Below are 18,379 nucleotides of genomic sequence, written 5' to 3'. Positions count from 1 at the left end.
ATCTAATTATTTGATAGTTGATTCAACAATAATTTTACGCGATCTAACTGTGCAAAATCTCCCGATCTTTCATAATATAACGAAAGAGACCTTAAAGCATTAACGTCGTAAGGGCGAATTTCGTTTGCTTTCAGCAATAAATTTTGCGCTTGGTACTGTGCTTCTACATTATCGCTGTCCTGTAGGAAACTGTTAAGAAAGATAAGTCCTAAAGCGAGATTTGCTTCATAATTGTTCGGATCAAGCTGTAAAACCTTTCCATAATATCTTTTTGCAATTTCAATATTTCCCACGGACTCGTTCGCATACCCAGCCAGATAATTCAGATCGATATCTTCTGGTTCATGGGTTATAGCCTCGTCAATAATCGGTGCAATTGCCTTGTATTCATTATTCTGTGCGAATAGCTGAATCAGATTCATCAATACGGGCTTATTATCTGGAAATTTCGTGCGCGCCTCGTGTAACGTGTTCAGTACAGCCTGACCATCTTTGTTTCTTTTGTAAACTTCTGCAAGCTCCAAATAATACTCGACAGGAGCATCGCCTCTCTTCAATAAATTATTGTAATAGGCAGTTGCTGCGGCGTACTGTTCGGTCTGTGCTGCCAAAAGAGCGAGATTATAAGTTACATCGTAATTTTCAATGTTGAGATCTCTGACTTTTAAGTAGCTTTCATAGGCGCCCGCATAATCTTCTTTCTCCAGCGCTTTTTTCGCTTTGTAAATATGTGATGCGGCTAAATTCTGCTTGATGTAATTAATTTCGGAAGGATAATTTTCCCAATCTCGCTTTCTGATTTTGTTTAACGATTCGTAGGTAATATCAATAGGATCGCCCGGATTTTTTATACTACGGGTAGAATCCGCATACGCCATGGAGCTGTATATCATTGCACGAAGTACGTTTACACGTGCGCTATTTGAATCGCGACGGTTTTTGTACGTCTCGTCTATGAATTTTTTTGCGCTCTCTAGATTCTTTATATCACCGGATTGGGTGTAGCGCGCAAAACTATTGCTACTTTCCTTATAGTTGGATTGTGCAAAAGTTTGCGCCGATCCCAATAACAGAAAGCCCGAAACGATTGCGGGCAAGCACAACCGCATTTTATTCTTCGTTTTCTTCAGCATTTGTTGAGTCATTTGATACGCCATTTTCATCTGCATTATCATCACCGATTTCAATCTCCTCTTCTTCTTCACGCGCTACTTTCGTAATGGAGGCTATGGCATCGGTATCTTTCAACGTGATCAGACGAACACCTTGTGTGGCTCGTCCCATTACCCGAAGGGTTTCGACACCGATACGGATCACAATACCTGATTTGTTGATGATCATCAAATCGTCCTCATCCGTTACCCCTTTTATGGCGACTAGTTCACCTGTTTTATCCGTAACGTTGATAGTTTTTACCCCTTTACCTCCACGGTTCGTTACGCGGTAATCTTCAATATCAGTACGCTTGCCATAACCTTTTTCGGAAACAACAAGTACTGTTGTATCTGCATTATCCACAGCAATCATGCCAACTACTTCGTCCTTATCATTGGCCAGTCTAATGCCCCGTACCCCGGTAGCCGTTCTTCCCATCGGGCGTACAGTCGATTCGTTGAAACGTATCGCGCGTCCTGAGCGTAGCGCCATAACGATTTCGCTGTTTCCAGTCGTCAAACATGCTTCCAATAACTCGTCGCCTTCGTTGATGTTAATAGCGTTTATACCATTTGCACGAGGTCTTGAATACGCCTCTAAAGACGTTTTCTTGATTGTCCCTTTTTTCGTACACATGATAATAAAGTTATTTTCAAGATAATCCTGGTCTTTCAGGTTAATCACCTTAATAAAAGCTCGAATCTTTTCTTCCTTCGGTATGTTGATGATATTCTGTAACGCGCGTCCACGGGATGTACGGCTACCTTCTGGAATCTCAAAAGCACGCAGCCAGAAACAACGGCCGTGGTCGGTGAACAATAATAAGTAATTGTGTGCCGACGCTGTGATGATATGTTCGGTAAAATCTTCGTCGCGTGTTGTAGAACCGATGGAACCTTTACCGCCACGACCTTGTCGACGATATTCTGTCAACGGTGTACGTTTTACGTATGAATTGTGCGAAATGGTAATTACAATCTCCTCGTCATCGATAAAATCTTCCATCCGCATATCTTCAGCAGAGTGTACAATGACAGAACGACGCTCGTCGCCATATTTCTCTCTTATTTCGATAAGTTCGTTTTTGATTATTTCCATACGCAGACCTTCATCCGCGAGTACCGATTTCAAATAATCAATTGTTTTCATGAGCTCTGCGTATTCCTCTTTGATCTTATCACGCTCTAGTCCGGTTAAACGACGAAGTGTCATGTCTAAGATAGCGCGTGCTTGAATATCTGTCAAGCCAAATCTACTCATTAAGCCTACGCGCGCATCTTCCGGTGTATCGGAGTTACGGATAAGCTTGATGACTTCATCAAGATGATCAAGCGCGATGAGGTATCCCTCCAATATATGCGCCCGTTTTTCCGCTTCCGCCAATTCAAATTTGGTGCGGCGGATAACGACTTCATGCCTATGTTCCACAAACTCGTGGATCATGTCCTTTATATTCAACAACATCGGGCGTCCTTTTACTAAGGCAATGTTGTTTACAGAAAATGAAGTTTGTAAGGCAGTATATTTATAGAGGTTGTTTAATACAACGTTTGCGTTTGCTTCCCGTTTGATTTCGTATACAATTCGGAAGCCATCTCTATCCGATTCGTCCCGAATAGTCGAGATACCTTCAATCTTTTTCTCGTTAACCAGTTCAGCAGTGCGCTCAATCATGTTGGCTTTATTGACCTGATAAGGAATCTCCGTCACAATAATGCATTCACGTCCGTTTTTGAGCGTTTCGATTTCAGCTTTAGCACGCATTACGATACGGCCTCTACCAGTTTCACAAGCATCCTTTACGCCATTATAACCATATATGATACCGCCGGTAGGAAAATCTGGCCCCTTGATATGCTGCATTAATTCCGGGATTTCGATGTCGCGATTGTCTATATAGGCAATGGTACCATCTACTACTTCGGTTAGGTTGTGGGGAGCCATATTGGTGGCCATACCTACAGCAATTCCTGAGGCCCCGTTTACCAGAAGATTAGGAATACGGGTAGGTAATACGGTAGGCTCTTGTAGAGAGTCGTCAAAGTTCAGCTGGAAATCTACAGTGTCTTTATTGATGTCGGAAAGCATCTCCTCAGACAATTTTTTTAGACGTGCCTCTGTATAACGCATGGCCGCAGGAGGGTCGCCGTCGATAGAACCGTAGTTACCTTGTCCATCCACCAGTGGATAGCGCATGCTCCAATCTTGCGCCAGTCGAACCATCGCATCATATACTGAAGAGTCGCCATGCGGGTGATACTTACCCAGTACATCTCCAACGATACGAGCAGATTTCTTGTAAGGTTTACTACTCGTTACACCCAGATCTAACATCCCGTATAATACACGTCGGTGTACAGGTTTCAGACCGTCTCTTGCATCTGGTAGAGCACGAGAAACGATGACCGACATAGAATAATCTATGTAGGCAGACTTCATTTGATCCTCGATGTTAATTGGAATGATTCTGTCGTTTGCAGGTACTAGATTGTTTTCGTTTTCTGTTTCTTCAGCCATATTTATGTGGTTTCAATAAAACTAAATGTGCCTCAAAAAATATTGTACACACTTGCTTGCGAAGTTACGATTTTTTTTAATAATCACCGAGCGTTTATACGTGTAAAATATATGCCGATGCTAAGAGGTGATAAAAGCTTATAAGAAGGATAAAAACGGTTAGCATTCGTTTGTTGTATGTCATATTTTTATAAAACAAAAGAAATGTTTATTTATTTTTCAATAAAAGTTTGTGAAATATGAAGAAAATTAAAAAATGTGCTATTTTTGCGGTTCATTTATTCACATAAAATAAATTCATGATGAAACACAATTTTGGGGCAGGACCATGCATACTTCCAAAGGAAGTATTTCAAGAAGCTTCGCAAGCTGTAATTGATTTCAATAATACTGGGCTTTCCATTCTTGAAATATCGCACCGTTCCAAAGAATTTGAGCAAGTGATTCAAGAAGCGGAGGCTTTGGTTCGTGAACTTTTGGATGTTCCATCTGACTATTCTGTTTTGTTTTTACAAGGGGGGGCAAGTCAGCAATTTGCCATGGTTCCTATGAATCTTTTGCCCGAAGGGGGAAAAGCGGCATATTTGGATACGGGTGTCTGGGCGACAAAGGCTGCAAAAGAAGCGTCGAAAATAGGGCAGGTAGAGATTGTAGCTTCATCGTCCGATAAAAACTATACTTACATTCCTAAGGAGTTTTCAGTGCCTGCGGATGCCACTTATTTCCATTACACATCAAATAATACCATTTACGGTACGGAGGTATTTGAAAAACCGAATGTTAATCTTCCTACGGTAGTGGATATGTCATCGGATATATTGAGCCGCGTAATCAACGTTGCCGACTATGATTTAATATATGCGGGTGCGCAGAAAAACATGGGGCCGGCGGGAGCTACATTGGTCATTGTAAAGAATGATATTTTAGGGAAAACAGGACGTACCATACCATCAATATTGGATTATCAGGCGCATGCGAAAGCCGGATCCCTTTATAATACCCCTCCGGTATTCTCTATTTATGTGTCGATGCTGAACCTGCGTTGGTTAAAGGAGAAAGGTGGTATCTCGGTAATCGAACAAGAGAATATCATTAAAGCACGCACGTTATACGATGAGATCGAGCGGAATCCATTTTTTAGAGGAACAGCCAATGAAGAAGACCGTTCTCGGATGAATGTGACATTTGTCATGGATACACCAGAACAGGAGACTGCTTTCTTGAAGCTCGCGCAAGAGCGCGGAATGGTGGGTATTAAAGGGCATCGTTCGGTTGGAGGTTTCAGAGCATCGATTTATAACGCCTTAGGGATTAGTTCTATTAATGCCTTGGTCGATATTATGAAAGAATTTGAAGAATTGAGTAATAAATAGAATAAACAATTTATTTAGATGAAACCATCATGGTTTATTCAAACCGCAGAGGGGGGCGAATAAACCTGATAGCTTCATCGCCATTGAAAGAAAATTATACAGATGAAAATATTAGCAAACGACGGTATTGATGCTGCGGGTAAGAAACTGTTGGAAGATGCCGGATTTGAGGTAGATACAAATCATATTCCGCAAGAAGAGCTTGCAGAAAAATTAAAGGCTTATGATGCCATTACAGTACGTAGTGCCACTAAAGTTCGTCAAGCACTGCTTGATGTGTGTCCAAATATTAAAGCGATCGGTCGTGGCGGTGTAGGGATGGACAATATTGATGTTGATTATGCACGATCGAAAGGTGTTGCCGTAATCAATACGCCAGCGGCTTCATCATTATCTGTAGGAGAACTTGTATTTGCCCACCTTTTAAATGGTGTGCGCTTTTTGTACGATGCTAACCGCAAGATGCCGGTAGAAGGAAACACCAACTTTGCAGGGCTTAAAAAAGCGTATGCAAAAGGCGTGGAATTGAGAGGAAAGACATTAGGTGTAGTTGGATTTGGAAGGATCGGTCGGGAAACAGCGAAAGTAGCTCTTGGATTGGGCATGGACGTTATCTATACCGATCTATTTGACGGACCGACATCCTTATCGTTGACATTTACCGGAGGCGTTCAAGTAGACTTACCTGTGAAGCAAGTAGCTTTCGAAGAGGTATTAAAGAAATCTGATTTTATTACCCTTCACGTTCCTTTCTTGGATAAACCGGCTATCGGAAAAGAAGAGTTTGCTTTGTTAAAAGACGGAGTAGGATTAGTAAATGCTGCACGTGGTGGCGTAATAGATGAGTTAGAGCTTATCAAAGCGCTTGATGAAGGTAAAGTATCTTTTGCAGCGTTAGATGTGTTTGACAATGAACCAACGCCTAGACAAGAGATTTTGAGCCATCCGCGGATTTCTTTGACACCACATATCGGAGCGGCAACAAATGAGGCACAGGAGCGAATCGGTATCGAATTGGCAACGCTGCTAATAGATGCCTTGAAGAAGTAATTCTTCCGCATAAAATTTATGCGGCACAAAAGCAATGAAAAGCATTTGTGCCGCATTTTTGTGTAAAATAACTACATTTATAGGTTTTTAAAGAGATAGCAATAGATACTATAATTATAATATGAAGATTCTAAAATTTGGTGGCACATCGGTGGGGAGTGCCCAACGTATTAAAGGGTTATTGGAGATTGTAGACCCTCAGGAGCGCCAGATTGTTGTTCTGTCGGCAGTGGCGGGTACAACAAATGCTTTGGTGGAGATAGGACATGCCTTTCTAGCTGGTAAGACGGAAGAGGCGCTAGGTCTAGTCAAGCAGCATAAGGATAAGTACGAGGAATTAATTAAGGAACTTTTCACGACAGAACAAGGACTTGGAAAGGGAAAGAATCTAATTGACTATCACTTTAATTACATTGCTTCTTTGGGTAACGAAATGTTTACACCCATCGAAGAAAAAATCATCTTGGCACAAGGAGAGTTGTTATCCACCACTTTGTTTCATTTCCATTTAGAAGAGATCGGTGTTTCATCGGTGTTGTTGCCTGCGTTGGATTTTATGAAAATAGATGAAGACAACGAGCCTATGGTGCCGTATATTGGAGAGAAGCTTTCCGCTTTATTGGCGGAACATTCCGATAATACTTTGTTTATTACACAAGGTTATATCTGTCGTAATTCGTTTGGTGAAATCGACAATTTACGTCGTGGAGGATCTGATTATACGGCTTCGCTTATTGGAGCAGCTATTCAGGCGGACGAAGTCCAGATATGGACAGATATCGACGGGATGCACAATAACGATCCGCGTGTCGTAAAAGGAACACAGCCGATAGCAAATCTCAGTTTTGATGAAGCAGCGGAATTAGCTTATTTCGGTGCGAAGATTTTACACCCGCAGAGTGTTTTTCCAGCACAGCGGTATAATGTGCCGGTGCGTTTATTGAATACAATGGATTCGCAGGCAGTAGGTACACTGATAAGCAAAGAAGGGGGTAGCAAAGGGCAAATCAGAGCGATTGCCGCTAAAGATGGAATTACGGCCATCCATATCCACTCTTCCCGTATGTTGTTGGCTTATGGTTTCTTGCGCAAGATATTCGAAATATTTGAGCGCTATAAAACACCTATCGATATGATTACAACATCCGAAGTGGCTGTTTCGTTGACTGTAGATGAAACTCGAAACCTAGATGATATCATCAAGGAGGTTGAAGACTTCGGTTCTGTTCACATAGATCGCGATCAGACGATCGTCTGCGTAGTTGGTGATTTCAGTGCCAATACACATGGTTATGCCGCTAAGGTATTAGACGCGATCAAACATCTTCCTTTGCGCATGATTTCTTATGGAGGATCGGATTATAATGTCTCTATCCTGTTGGATACCAGTCATAAAACAGAAGCGCTTCGTTCCTTGCATAATAGGTTATTTTAGATTGTAATAAAGATTATATGTTGTTTAATAACAGTCAGCGAGAAAGAATCAAAGAATTAGAAACGCCATTCTACTACTACGACCTCAATCTATTAGAAGAGACGTTGGAGCAGGCGAAACGTGCAGCAGATAAGCGCGGTTTTCATGTGCATTATGCACTGAAAGCCAATTTTAACGACCGCTTGTTGTCTGTGATTCAATCGAAAGGATTTGGGGCAGATTGTGTGAGTGGAAATGAGGTGCAAAAGGCGATTGATATGGGCTTTGCAGCCGATATGATTACATTTGCCGGGGTAGGTAAGTCAGATAAAGAAATTATCCTGTCGTTGCAGCGTGGCATATTTGCTTTTAACGTGGAATCGATTCAAGAGATGGAAGTCATCAATGAGCTGGCAGGTAAGCTAGGTGTCATTGCGAGTGTGTCGTTACGGATTAATCCAAATATCGATGCGAATACGCATCATTATATCACGACCGGGCTTGATGAGAACAAGTTCGGGGTTCCAACTTCCGAATTGGAGAGTGCGGCGTCGGTCATCCGACAGGCGCAGCACGTGGAGCTAGTGGGATTGCATTTCCATGTTGGATCCCAGATTACCGATATGAATGTTTTCAAGAGCTTATGCGTAAAAGTAAACGAGTGGAAAAACTGGTTTGAGGAACGGGGAACGCAAATCAAAGTCTTGAATGTTGGAGGTGGTTTGGGGGTCGATTACCAACAGCCGGACGAAAACCCAATTCCTGATTTTGAGGCGTATTTTGATATATTCGACCGGTTTTTGGAGCGGAGTGCACATCAAGAGGTTCATTTTGAATTAGGACGTGCATTGGTGGCACAATCCGGCTCGCTTATTACGAAGGTATTGTATACTAAAAGTGGTATAAAGAAACACTTTTTAGTGGTTGACGCGGGGATGACAGAGCTGATGAGACCGGCACTGTACCAAGCGTATCATAAAATAGAGGGTGTGGATACAGACGAAGAGCCAACGGTCCAGTACGATGTTGTTGGGCCAATCTGCGAAAGTTCTGATTGTTTTGGTAAAGAAGTGCCTTTGCCGAAATCGAAGAGGGGAGACTTGATTGCTATCCGAACGGCGGGCGCCTACGGTGAAGTTATGGCCTCGCGTTATAATTTGCGTGACGAAGTACGCTATGTGTATAGCGATGTGTTAAATTTATCCCCCTCACTATGAATGGGTTTTTGTTTTTCTGAAAAAAAGAGGTGAAGAGTCTTTGGATTTTAAATCGAAATACCTACTTTTGCATCACTTCAAACGACGAAGCGATGCTTCAGAAAAAGAAGTAAGATTCCGTAGCTCAGCTGGTAGAGCAATACACTTTTAATGTATGGGTCCTGGGTTCGAATCCCAGCGGGATCACAAAAAAGCAACTCCAAAAGGGTTGCTTTTTTTGTTAGCTGGGATGAGAAGCCAAGGATTCGAAAATCCTGCTATTGTACGGCCGATATTTCTACCCGCCGATTTTGTTCCCTCCCGCTTTCTGTATCGTTGGATGCAACCGGTTTGGAAGCACCAAATCCTCTGGCGCTAAGATTTTCGGATGGCACTCCGGCGTTGACGATATAGAGCTTGACCGCATTGGCTCTGTCCTCAGATAGCGATTGGTTGTATTCGGCCGTACCCTCAACGGATGAATGACCATTGATGATAAAATTGGCCGACGGATCTTTCTGCATCTCTCGGACGATATTGTCCAACACACTATAGGACTCGGTTTTGAGTACACTAGAATCAAATTCAAACAGGACGTTCTTGAAATTGAAATTCGATTTTTCGACCACCGGTTCAGGGTCTTTGCGTGGTTCTTCCTGAGCAATGACAGGTTCTTCCACTACCTCTACGGGTTCTTCCCGTACGGGTGTCTGTTCAATCTGGCTACTTGGATTAACCACGATTTTTTTGGACTTGCAAGCAGACAGGTTGAAGACCAATAAAACGCAACTTGTTGCTAAAAAGCTTTTTATTATACGCTTCATAGTATGTTCCTTTATTAACGTGTATACCCCAAAGGTACGATATATTCTTTTATCCTCCCTAGCAAAACGTATGATTTTGGCTTTACGCCATACCTCTTGGAGGTAAACTGTCATTTTATTGCTTTGTCAATAACACTGGCCGTCTCTGCTGACAGCTTCTTTTCTTATCCTTGGATTTCGGTAACGATATTATATCTTTTTGATATGCGTTGTAGCATCTCGCAATCAGTCCTCAAAAACAGATTTTAGAAAAACATAAAGAAGAATAGTGCAGCTTATCAATATCAATGCAATTACCATTAATATGATGGAGAGTATGTAAACCATAATATTCATCGTTTCCAACGTTTATGTGTCCACAACCAACCGTATGGTTCTTCCCTGATATTTTCTGCTAATAGGTCTATGTACTTTTGGGTTATTTCGCCATCGGTCGTAGATTCCGCATTGGAGCATATTGGTACGCAGACTATTTTGTAGTTTCCTTTCAATAGCTGTGTAATGTGCAGGTAGATAACTGCTGTCTGTCCCTTTCGAGCCAATTTTTCCATACCTGAAAAGAAATAGGTTTCCTGATTCAATAAAGAAAATCTATATCTTTCATCTTTTATCCGTGGACATTGGTCAGCAAGAAAAAGATAGACGGCAGGCCTCGAACTTTTAGATAGAATATAGCGCATAACTGCACTGTCAGCTAATAGCTTCATACCAAAACGTGATCTTAGTTTAATCATCAGCCTGTTCATCATACCTGACCTAAGGGGTTTGTAAACAGCATATATTTCGTGGGGTATTTTATATGGCATAAAATTTAGCATCTCCCAGTTGCCACAATGTCCTAGACAGGCAATGACATTTCTTCCGGAGTTTACATATTGGTCTATCAATTCCAAATTCTCAAATATTATTTTTCTATCAAGTACTTCTGCCGGAGCAGAAATACTTTTTATAATTTCAGCAAAATAGGCGACAAAGCAAGCGTAGAACTTTTTTACAATAGCATGGACTTCCCCATATCGCTTTTCAGGAAATGAACGTGCAACATTTTGAAAAACTACCGCTTTCCTGTAGCCGATAATGTGATAAACAAGGAAAAAAGTGAAAGAAGCCATCACATAGAGAAAAACCATCGGTAACAGGCTTATGACGTAGGTGACAGTATAAATGCTTCTATAGGCAATAGTCTGTATGGCTTGCTTCATGTTCATGAATTAAAATTTCATTTTTAAACCAATGGATGCATACGGAGAGACAGAAAAATGATAGTCATTGTCACCTGCAAACACTCCTTTCAAAGTTCTGTCGCTGTATGATGCAGGACGGTATAGGTTCAGCCCCGCCATACCCGTCACGGATAGCCCTTTTTTACCAAGTTTTACTTCGGGGCGAAACCCAGTAACGATATACTGATGTGAGAATATCACGTCTTTGCCGTCTTTTTCCAACAAGGCTACCTGTCCGTTCATTTCAAGGGCATATGATAATTTGAACCTGTCATTGAAGCCATAGCCTACCGACACATCCAAGCCCTCGATCAGTTCAATATTTATATCGTATTTTCCATCTCGCTTCCAATTGACGTAAACGGCAGGAAACACCATTGGGTAGCCCAGAGAACTGTTTATAGCTAAACCACCTCCGATATCAAGATTGGGATTCAGATGACGGATAAAAACAACACCTCCACTTCCAAGTACATTTCTGAAGCTGATTTTGGAAAAATCGGTAGTTGGTGTAAATACCCCCATTCCGACACTTGCCCTCATCGACCACTTGTCGTTCAGCGGACGTAAATGATGGACGCCTAACTGTAAGTTCATCATTTCGGACACCATTTGTTCCGAGAAATTTTGGTTTTTCAACGAAACGTATGCCCCGCTAAAACCAATTCCCCAAGCAGTCGGACGATTGTTCTCGTTTAATTTCATGGATAATGGCATACTGAACGTTCCCTGGTAAACCATGGACGAGCCTTTTGCATCACCAATTTTTTCCTTTGGTTTCTCACCCGGAGGCAAATAATAGTAACCTGAATTTCCGATGTATTCTGTCCTGAACAACACCTGCTGTGCTTTTGCGTCCAGACATAATAGCATAACCCATGTTGCTAAGAATATTGAGATTGACTTCACGATTTTAAAATTGTATTTGTACTTATTTATTATATTTTGAGCAACAAAATGATGAAAGAGGCAAAACAGAAAGAGATGACGAACATGGCAATCCTTTTTATATAAGGACAATCTTGCCTAGCTATACCCTTATTCTGTTTATGTATACTCAAAAAAAGCAGTTGCGTACGTAAATTCAGGCATTTCGCTTTTGTTATGTGTCTAAACTTCGGTGCGCAATCTGTTTCTGATGACTTCGCGATTTTTAGAATTTATACGCTATTCCAACAGATATCCCATGGTTTTTCATTGAACCACCTTTGCCTTTGAGCAAGTCTGCAATGCCAAGCTGATAACTTGCATTTATTTGCCAATTTTTATCAAAGTCGTACCCAGCAATACCGCCTAAACCGTAGTCAAAACGGTTCATGACCAGTTTGCCTGCTTCGTTGCTATTTTTGAACAGGTTTACACCATTGGACTTCATACTGATGCCATAACCGACATACGGGCCTGCCCCTATAAAGGCTTTTCCGCTACCCAACTTTCCTTGTACAATTCCGTAAAGAGGTATCTCTACGCCTAAGGATTTCAATTTATTGGACGATTTATCTACCTTAGAATCCAGCTTGGAGGTGCTGTAATATAGATCAATCCCAGACTGTAGAGCGAAATTTGAGCTCAGGTCATATTTGACAAAACCTCCGACAGAACCTCCAATGCTCATTTTACTTGTGAAGCTTTTCATATCACCGCTCAACCGATAATTTGATAAACCTGTTCCGGCTTTGAAACCGACTGATAAGGGATTTTCCTGTGCGGATAATTGAGAGAAGAAAATCAGTGCGCCTACCGCGAAAATAAATGTTAATGTGTTCTTTTTCATTGTTCTAAAATTTTAATATTGTTTTTAAATTCTGAACAAAAGAACGACGAACGGTACGGTTACGAAATCTGTAAGCGATAAGCTTTAGAAATTAATAAATGAAATGCACTATCCAAGGGATGGAGTTTTCCGCCAAGCTATTGCACGATACCGTCCATCCATTTCAGAAAGTCTGGCACGCGTACTCGGCTTACCAAAACCTTATTGGGGCATTCCGGCAAAAAGGAAAGCTTCAGACGGCTGTTGAAATATTTCGTAACATTTTCAATAGCTTTGACATTCCCGATGCAATTACGCGACACACGGAAAAACAAATGGTTATCAAGCTGTTGCTCCAGTTGGTCTAACGTATAATTAACGATATATCGTCTATCGTTGAATGTGTGGAGGAAGACAACCCCGTCTTCACTATAAAAATGGGCGATATCGTTGGTCTCTATATAATGATAGTGTTCCCCTTTGGATATCAGGAAACGGTTTTTGGTCGTAAGCGATAATAGTTGCTCAAAGTCCTTAGAACTGCTATTGTAAGGGTTGTTATGAAAGATATTCTCAAATTTGGTCAATGCAGTCTCCAATTCTGTCTCATCAAATGGTTTTAACAGGTAATCGATACTGTTGAGCTTAAATGCCTTAATGGCATGTTCATCGTAAGCCGTCGTAAATATAACAGGTGTAGTAACCTCGACATGGTTAAATATTTCGAAGCAATTGCCGTCTGCAAGACGGATATCCATAAGAATCAAATCAATAGCGGATTCTTTCAGAAATCCAATGGTATCTATGACCGTTTTCGTTTGCTTCTCCAACAGATAATCTGGACGTAATTTCATCATCATACGTTTCAGTTCTTCGTATGCGAACCGCTCATCTTCTACTATCAGGTACTTCATGGCTGTATATAGGGGATTTTTACAATAAACATTTGTCCAGTATGCTCAACCGTAACTTCTTTAGCATAGATTTTATATTGCTTGGAAATGTATTTTAGCCCGATTCCACCTTTATCCGTACTGCCTGATGGTTGGATATTATTTTCGACCGTAATATAGTCTTTATCAACATTAATTGTAATATTCAAAGTTGATTCTTCGGTTGCGATATTGTGCTTGAATGCGTTCTCTATAAGCAGTTGAAGAGTAAGGGGAATAATCTTATTCTGTTCACTGGACGATATTTTATTTACGGTAAAAGTAAAAGAGTCTTCAAACCTCATTTTCATAAGGAATATATACGAATCCAGCGCATCTAATTCTTCCGCAACAGACACTACCGGCTGTTGGGTAAGTGATAGTACATACCGATAGGTTTTTGAAAGGGCTTTGGTAAACTTGTTGGCATTTTCCTGATTTATGTATATTAAGGAAGATAATGCATTCAAGGAATTAAATAGGAAATGTGGGTTTATCTGTGATCTCAATGTTTCGTGCTGAAACAGTAGAACCTTACGTTTGGCTTTCTCTGAATCGGCTATGGCTTTTTGTTCGGATTGGAAATAATGGATTAATTCGAATACCAATAGAATAGGAATATTTGTTGACATAGCAAATGCAAACTTGACAAGGAAAGGAGGCAGTCCCTCTTGGGGAATGAGAAATACATCATATATAAAAAAATTAAATATCCATAATAATATTAGGCATATCAAGGTTATACCTGCAATGTCTGCCACAATACGTAAAAATATATTTTTGGAATAAGGTAAATATTTGTTTAAAAACAGTAGTAAGCGGTAATCTGCTATACACATAGCAAAGATTACGACATAGTGAGCGGATAACTGTTTATGAAAATTACTCCATAAATCTTCTTTCATTAAAATAATGCTGAAAAGCATCTGGCACAAAGCGTATATCAGTGTGGAGAAGAAAAAGATAAGCAGTCTTTTTACATTTATTTTTTTTAGTTGAAACATTATTCAAAAGTAAAGTTTCTATGTAAGATTTATTGAAAAATGCTTCTGTTTTCAGATGAAGTTCATTTTCATGGGAATGAAATTCATTTGCAAGCAATTACTTTAAAATATTATATTCACAAAATATAGATACTATGAAAGAGAAAGTAGTAATGATGGATACACATATTGTTAAGGCGTTTGGCACGGAAGCGCCAACAGAAGATCTAAAACCATTAAGTATCGAACGTCGTGAAGTGACGGCGCTTGATGTTGAAATTGATATCTTATATTGTGGAGTGTGCCATTCGGATCTCCATACCGCCCGTAATGAATGGCGCGGTACGATCTATCCGAATGTACCCGGTCATGAAATCGTAGGGCGAATCTCAAAAATTGGTACTGGTGTAACTAAATTCAAGGTTGGTGACTTAGCTGCTGTCGGTTGTATGGTCGATAGTTGTCGCGAATGTGAGCAATGTAAAAAAGGTAGTGAGCAATATTGTGAAAAAGGTAATGTACAAACTTACAATGGTTACGAAAAATACCTCAATAAGCAAACTTTTGGAGGTTATTCAGAGCGTATTGTCGTAGATGAAGATTTCGTGCTGCGAGTGCCTGATAATTTGAATCTGGCTGCAACAGCCCCACTACTATGTGCTGGTGTAACGACCTGGTCGCCACTGAAACATTGGAACGTTGGCCCGGGAATGAAAGTCGGTATTGTCGGTATCGGCGGATTAGGGCACATGGGCGTCAAATTGGCAAAAGCTATGGGCGCTCACGTCGTCGTCATCACTACTTCGCCGTCAAAAGTGGACGATGCCCAACGATTGGGAGCGGATGAAGTCATATTATCCACCAGCGAAGAACAGATGAAAGCAAACGCAAACACCCTTCATTTTGTTTTAGATTGTGTTTCTGCACAGCATGATGTTAACGCTTACCTAAGTTTGTTAAAAGTAGATGGAACATTAGCGCTTGTAGGAGCTCCAGAACATCCACTTCCTATTGCCGCGTTCAGCCTTATCCCAACACGCAGGAACTTTGCAGGTTCGACCATAGGCAGTATTGCGGAAACGCAAGAAATGCTTGACTTCTGTGGTGTGCATAACATTGTGTCAGATATTGAACTTATCAAAATGCAGGATATAAATACAGCTTATGACCGACTTTTAAAAGGTGATGTGAAGTACCGTTTTGTTATTGATATGGTGTCTCTGAAAAATTAATGATCAAGGACTTTTACCTGCAAGCACATTCGTGATGTGTGTTAATGTAGTCAATGGATTCTTTGCATAGTTCGTGCAACGTTGAAATGTTGATGTCCGCAAGTTTCTTTATATAAATGCAGGCTTTGCCCATTTTGAATTTACCGAGGTCAGCCAACAATAGTTTACTTCTCTCTGTCTCGGAGAAAACGTATAACGAAAACGCGGCTTTTCGTGGAGCAAACCCAAGAATCGGTGCGTCGCCTTCGTGTCCACTCGCATACTTGTAATGGTAATTGCCGAACCCAATGATGGTCGGTCCCCACATTTTGGGTTCAAAACCGGACCATTCCTGCATGAGTTCGATCAAATGAATACTGTCGGCTTTTTTCTCTTCGTTGTCAACATAGGAACTTACAAAAGCCATAACATCATCCCCTGTATAACTCGTTTTTGTCTTTGCCATCTATCAGACTTTTATTGTCTTAAAATCTTTTCCATCTTTCGGCCTTTCGCCAGTTCGTCCACCAATTTGTCCAAATACCGGGCTTGTCTTGTTAATGGGTTTTCAATTTCTTCTATCCGATAGCCGCAGATTACGCCTGTTATGAGTGACGCATTGGGATTCAGATTGGCTCTCTCAAAAAATGTTTCAAAAGTTACTTTCTCATCAATGAGTTCTTGCAGTTTTTTGCTGTCAAATCCAGTCAACCATTCTATAATTTGATGTAACTCTTCTTTTGTTCTGCCTTTGCTTTCCACTTTGGCCACATAATGTGGATAAACAGAGGCAAATGTCATTTTTGCTATGCGTGCATTATGCTCCGGTGTTGTTTTCATGTTGTGTAATTTAGCTGTGCCTCTTTATTTTTAAATTTAGCATTTTTTTGTAGATGTTTTGTATACGGATTTCAAGACGAAGTATACGGGTTGTTAAAGGTTTCTGATTGAATCGCTAGATTATTCTTCAGAATTTTGTATGGAGGAGTGTATGCATTGAAAAACGTTCGACATGAAATTAAATAAAATTCTTGTAATCACTATTTTGTTCGGCAATTTGGTGTCTTGTACAAAAGATTCTGATGATATAAATGACGATATAAAAGAACCTGTATTTTATTATGCAGGATATTCTTTTAGCAATAATTATAATGAACACGATCGAAAGGCTGTCCTGATTGTTCAAGATTCGGTAATAAAGTTATCTCCAGGCCAATCGGCTGATGCGAAAGTGATCTATGCTCATGGTCAGGATGTCTACGTCGGAGGAAGTCAGTATGCTGAGGGAAAGAAAACGCGCATCGTATATTGGAAGAATGGAGCGATAGAATATTTATCTAGTGCAGTTCAAAATAATTCTGCTACGGCTATTTATGCAGAAAATGGAAATGTCTATGTGGCCGGTACGGTTTATCAAGATAACCGACCTTATCAACGGCTGTGGGTAAACGGTGAACAGAAAGTAAATTCGGGCGCCCTGCAGTTTTCTGGTATTCGTGCTATCACAGTGTACGATGGTGCATATTATTTAGCGGGACAATTTGCGCAAGCAGCAAGTATATGGTACGGAAGTACGATGCAAACTATTAATAATGCCCCCTCTGAAGCCACTTTTATACATGTTGAAAACGGAGAAGTGTTGACTATGGGATATGGAAATGTAGATTGTAATACAGATGCCGCGAAGGTTTGGAAAGGTACCGACGAAATATTCTCTCACCCTGTTGGAACGCGAGTTAGTAATATTTTAACAACAATGAACGGAGATGATTATTACTTTGTAACCAATAGTATGTCAGCGAGTGGTATAAAACTTGCGAGAGTATATAGGAATAACCAGTTACTATATGAGTTAAATACGGATGGGCAAAATGTTAGCGCTATGGGTATTACTATTTTTAATGATAAAATATATGTTTTAGGAAATATCTTGAACGCAGGAAAGTCAGTTCCTACCTTATGGGTAGACGGTACGCCAAAAACGTTGTTTACGGAGCAAGATAATATCTATCTAAATCATTTGTATATTAACTAATTACACTCTACTGTAGAATTGCTCAAACATCCTATACCAGATTCTGATGAAAATCCCTGTCTAATAAAGTTCAATACGAGGAAGAATTTATTGTGGAAATCCAGTAATTGACTAGAGAATTTTGTGGATTTGAGATGGGATTTGTTCTCAAACGAGAAAAATAACAGAATATTTTTTAAAAACCGAAAATTTTACTAAAAATATAAGTTGCCATTGATAATAATTTAGAAAATGATGAGGTTTGATGAAAGAAATTAGTTTATATGAAAAGATTGACAATAATAATCATGGCCTTATTTGCCCTAAATGCAGTACAGGCACAGATCTTCGATCCTGTTAAGTGGACATTTGCTGCCAAGAAGACTGGAAAAGATGAAGCAGTACTTTTTCTCAAGGCCACAATCGATAATGGCTGGAACATCTATTCGCAACATATAGGTGAGGGCGGCCCTGTTCCAACTTCGTTCAATTTTACACCGTCAAGCGACTACCAACTTGTTGGAAAGGTATTGGAACCAACACCGAATAAGAAGTTTGAAAAGACTTTTGATATGCAGGTCTTGTATTTCAGCAAGGAGGTTGTATTTCAGCAAAAAATAAAACTGAAGAAAGGCCAGACGATCGTTAAAGGTGCAGTGGAGTTTATGGTCTGCAACGATCAGCAGTGCCTTCCTCCGGATGAGAAGGCGTTCGCAATTACTGTAAAATAGTTT

General features: G+C 40.4%; 17 protein-coding genes and 1 tRNA gene. 8 read left to right on the top strand and 10 right to left on the bottom strand.

The annotated features are described in order from the left end of the window. Nucleotides 1–2: 2 nt before the first annotated feature. A complete protein-coding gene (locus FXV77_RS19315; RefSeq protein WP_246162527.1) occupies nucleotides 3–1,133 on the bottom strand; it encodes a tetratricopeptide repeat protein in 1,131 nt (376 codons plus the stop codon). Then, on the bottom strand, nucleotides 1,111–3,672 hold the full coding sequence (gene gyrA, locus FXV77_RS19310) for a DNA gyrase subunit A (protein ID WP_148920882.1): 2,562 nt from the start codon (nucleotides 3,670–3,672) through the stop codon (nucleotides 1,111–1,113). Before gyrA ends, FXV77_RS19315 begins: the two co-directional genes overlap by 23 nt. Nucleotides 3,673–3,974: 302 nt before the next feature. On the opposite strand from gyrA, the gene serC reads away from it, so the two are divergent. The 5 genes from serC to FXV77_RS19285 all read left to right on the top strand — a co-directional run bounded on the left by serC (nucleotide 3,975) and on the right by FXV77_RS19285 (nucleotide 8,912). After that, nucleotides 3,975–5,045: a 3-phosphoserine/phosphohydroxythreonine transaminase gene (gene serC / locus FXV77_RS19305; RefSeq protein ID WP_148920913.1), complete on the top strand. Its 1,071-nt coding sequence runs from the start codon at nucleotides 3,975–3,977 to the stop codon at nucleotides 5,043–5,045. A gap of 102 nt (nucleotides 5,046–5,147) precedes the next feature. After that, entirely contained in the window at nucleotides 5,148–6,095 is a 948-nt protein-coding gene (locus FXV77_RS19300; RefSeq protein ID WP_148920881.1) for a D-2-hydroxyacid dehydrogenase, read from the top strand. A 121-nt stretch (nucleotides 6,096–6,216) separates the two neighbouring features. After that, on the top strand, nucleotides 6,217–7,530 hold the full coding sequence (locus FXV77_RS19295) for an aspartate kinase (RefSeq protein WP_148920880.1): 1,314 nt from the start codon (nucleotides 6,217–6,219) through the stop codon (nucleotides 7,528–7,530). 20 nt (nucleotides 7,531–7,550) lie between these two features. After that, nucleotides 7,551–8,726, top strand: a complete 1,176-nt coding sequence (gene lysA, locus FXV77_RS19290; protein ID WP_394344154.1) for a diaminopimelate decarboxylase — start codon at nucleotides 7,551–7,553, stop codon at nucleotides 8,724–8,726. A gap of 113 nt (nucleotides 8,727–8,839) precedes the next feature. Continuing rightward, nucleotides 8,840–8,912, top strand: a tRNA-Lys gene (locus tag FXV77_RS19285). 71 nt (nucleotides 8,913–8,983) lie between these two features. On the opposite strand, the gene FXV77_RS19280 is transcribed toward FXV77_RS19285, so the two are convergent. The 6 genes from FXV77_RS19280 to FXV77_RS22485 form a co-directional block, all read right to left on the bottom strand. After that, nucleotides 8,984–9,529, bottom strand: coding sequence for an OmpA family protein (locus tag FXV77_RS19280; RefSeq protein WP_148920878.1), 546 nt, complete (start codon nucleotides 9,527–9,529; stop codon nucleotides 8,984–8,986). A 332-nt stretch (nucleotides 9,530–9,861) separates the two neighbouring features. Then, complete coding sequence (locus tag FXV77_RS19275) at nucleotides 9,862–10,737, bottom strand: lysophospholipid acyltransferase family protein (protein WP_148920877.1); 876 nt, start codon at nucleotides 10,735–10,737, stop codon at nucleotides 9,862–9,864. A gap of 3 nt (nucleotides 10,738–10,740) precedes the next feature. Further along, nucleotides 10,741–11,661 (bottom strand): DUF6268 family outer membrane beta-barrel protein, encoded by a 921-nt coding sequence (locus FXV77_RS19270; protein WP_148920876.1) that lies wholly within the window; start codon nucleotides 11,659–11,661, stop codon nucleotides 10,741–10,743. 244 nt (nucleotides 11,662–11,905) lie between these two features. Beyond that, the gene (locus tag FXV77_RS19265; protein WP_148920875.1) at nucleotides 11,906–12,526 is read right to left on the bottom strand and encodes a porin family protein; all 621 of its coding nucleotides are present in this window, start codon (nucleotides 12,524–12,526) and stop codon (nucleotides 11,906–11,908) included. A gap of 137 nt (nucleotides 12,527–12,663) precedes the next feature. Then, nucleotides 12,664–13,419 carry a LytR/AlgR family response regulator transcription factor gene (locus FXV77_RS19260; protein ID WP_148920874.1) on the bottom strand — a complete coding sequence of 252 codons (756 nt, stop codon included), beginning with the start codon at nucleotides 13,417–13,419 and terminating at the stop codon, nucleotides 12,664–12,666. Beyond that, nucleotides 13,416–14,069 (bottom strand): sensor histidine kinase, encoded by a 654-nt coding sequence (locus FXV77_RS22485; RefSeq protein WP_246162526.1) that lies wholly within the window; start codon nucleotides 14,067–14,069, stop codon nucleotides 13,416–13,418. The genes FXV77_RS19260 and FXV77_RS22485 overlap by 4 nt, the downstream gene beginning before the upstream one ends. A gap of 524 nt (nucleotides 14,070–14,593) precedes the next feature. Between FXV77_RS22485 and FXV77_RS19250 the strand changes: the two genes are divergently transcribed. Further along, entirely contained in the window at nucleotides 14,594–15,652 is a 1,059-nt protein-coding gene (locus tag FXV77_RS19250; protein ID WP_222867826.1) for an NAD(P)-dependent alcohol dehydrogenase, read from the top strand. 13 nt (nucleotides 15,653–15,665) lie between these two features. Here FXV77_RS19250 and FXV77_RS19245 read toward each other — a convergent pair whose 3' ends face one another. After that, on the bottom strand, nucleotides 15,666–16,097 hold the full coding sequence (locus tag FXV77_RS19245; protein ID WP_148920872.1) for a DUF1801 domain-containing protein: 432 nt from the start codon (nucleotides 16,095–16,097) through the stop codon (nucleotides 15,666–15,668). 11 nt (nucleotides 16,098–16,108) lie between these two features. Further along, nucleotides 16,109–16,471, bottom strand: coding sequence for a DUF2200 domain-containing protein (locus FXV77_RS19240; RefSeq protein WP_148920871.1), 363 nt, complete (start codon nucleotides 16,469–16,471; stop codon nucleotides 16,109–16,111). Nucleotides 16,472–16,643: 172 nt separating this feature from the next. On the opposite strand from FXV77_RS19240, the gene FXV77_RS19235 reads away from it, so the two are divergent. Beyond that, complete coding sequence (locus tag FXV77_RS19235) at nucleotides 16,644–17,666, top strand: hypothetical protein (RefSeq protein WP_148920870.1); 1,023 nt, start codon at nucleotides 16,644–16,646, stop codon at nucleotides 17,664–17,666. Nucleotides 17,667–17,929: 263 nt separating this feature from the next. Next, a complete protein-coding gene (locus FXV77_RS19230; RefSeq protein WP_148920869.1) occupies nucleotides 17,930–18,376 on the top strand; it encodes a protein-disulfide reductase DsbD domain-containing protein in 447 nt (148 codons plus the stop codon). Nucleotides 18,377–18,379 lie beyond the last annotated feature (3 nt).

This window comes from Sphingobacterium phlebotomi (assembly GCF_008180195.1).
GTDB classification, from domain to species: Bacteria; Bacteroidota; Bacteroidia; order Sphingobacteriales; family Sphingobacteriaceae; genus Sphingobacterium; species Sphingobacterium phlebotomi.
This window is presented reverse-complemented; position numbering and strand designations above follow the sequence as displayed.

Coding starts and splice junctions, on each gene's coding strand:
- FXV77_RS19295 (WP_148920880.1), top strand. CDS start 6,217: ATGAAGATTCTAAAATTTGGTGGCACATCGGTGGGGAGTGCCCAACGT.
- FXV77_RS19265 (WP_148920875.1), bottom strand. CDS start 12,526: ATGAAAAAGAACACATTAACATTTATTTTCGCGGTAGGCGCACTGATT.
- FXV77_RS19280 (WP_148920878.1), bottom strand. CDS start 9,529: ATGAAGCGTATAATAAAAAGCTTTTTAGCAACAAGTTGCGTTTTATTG.
- FXV77_RS19260 (WP_148920874.1), bottom strand. CDS start 13,419: ATGAAGTACCTGATAGTAGAAGATGAGCGGTTCGCATACGAAGAACTG.
- FXV77_RS22485 (WP_246162526.1), bottom strand. CDS start 14,069: ATGTCAACAAATATTCCTATTCTATTGGTATTCGAATTAATCCATTAT.
- gyrA (WP_148920882.1), bottom strand. CDS start 3,672: ATGGCTGAAGAAACAGAAAACGAAAACAATCTAGTACCTGCAAACGAC.
- FXV77_RS19250 (WP_222867826.1), top strand. CDS start 14,594: ATGATGGATACACATATTGTTAAGGCGTTTGGCACGGAAGCGCCAACA.
- FXV77_RS19275 (WP_148920877.1), bottom strand. CDS start 10,737: ATGAACATGAAGCAAGCCATACAGACTATTGCCTATAGAAGCATTTAT.
- FXV77_RS19315 (WP_246162527.1), bottom strand. CDS start 1,133: ATGCTGAAGAAAACGAAGAATAAAATGCGGTTGTGCTTGCCCGCAATC.
- serC (WP_148920913.1), top strand. CDS start 3,975: ATGAAACACAATTTTGGGGCAGGACCATGCATACTTCCAAAGGAAGTA.
- FXV77_RS19300 (WP_148920881.1), top strand. CDS start 5,148: ATGAAAATATTAGCAAACGACGGTATTGATGCTGCGGGTAAGAAACTG.
- FXV77_RS19230 (WP_148920869.1), top strand. CDS start 17,930: ATGAAAAGATTGACAATAATAATCATGGCCTTATTTGCCCTAAATGCA.
- FXV77_RS19235 (WP_148920870.1), top strand. CDS start 16,644: ATGAAATTAAATAAAATTCTTGTAATCACTATTTTGTTCGGCAATTTG.
- FXV77_RS19245 (WP_148920872.1), bottom strand. CDS start 16,097: ATGGCAAAGACAAAAACGAGTTATACAGGGGATGATGTTATGGCTTTT.
- FXV77_RS19240 (WP_148920871.1), bottom strand. CDS start 16,471: ATGAAAACAACACCGGAGCATAATGCACGCATAGCAAAAATGACATTT.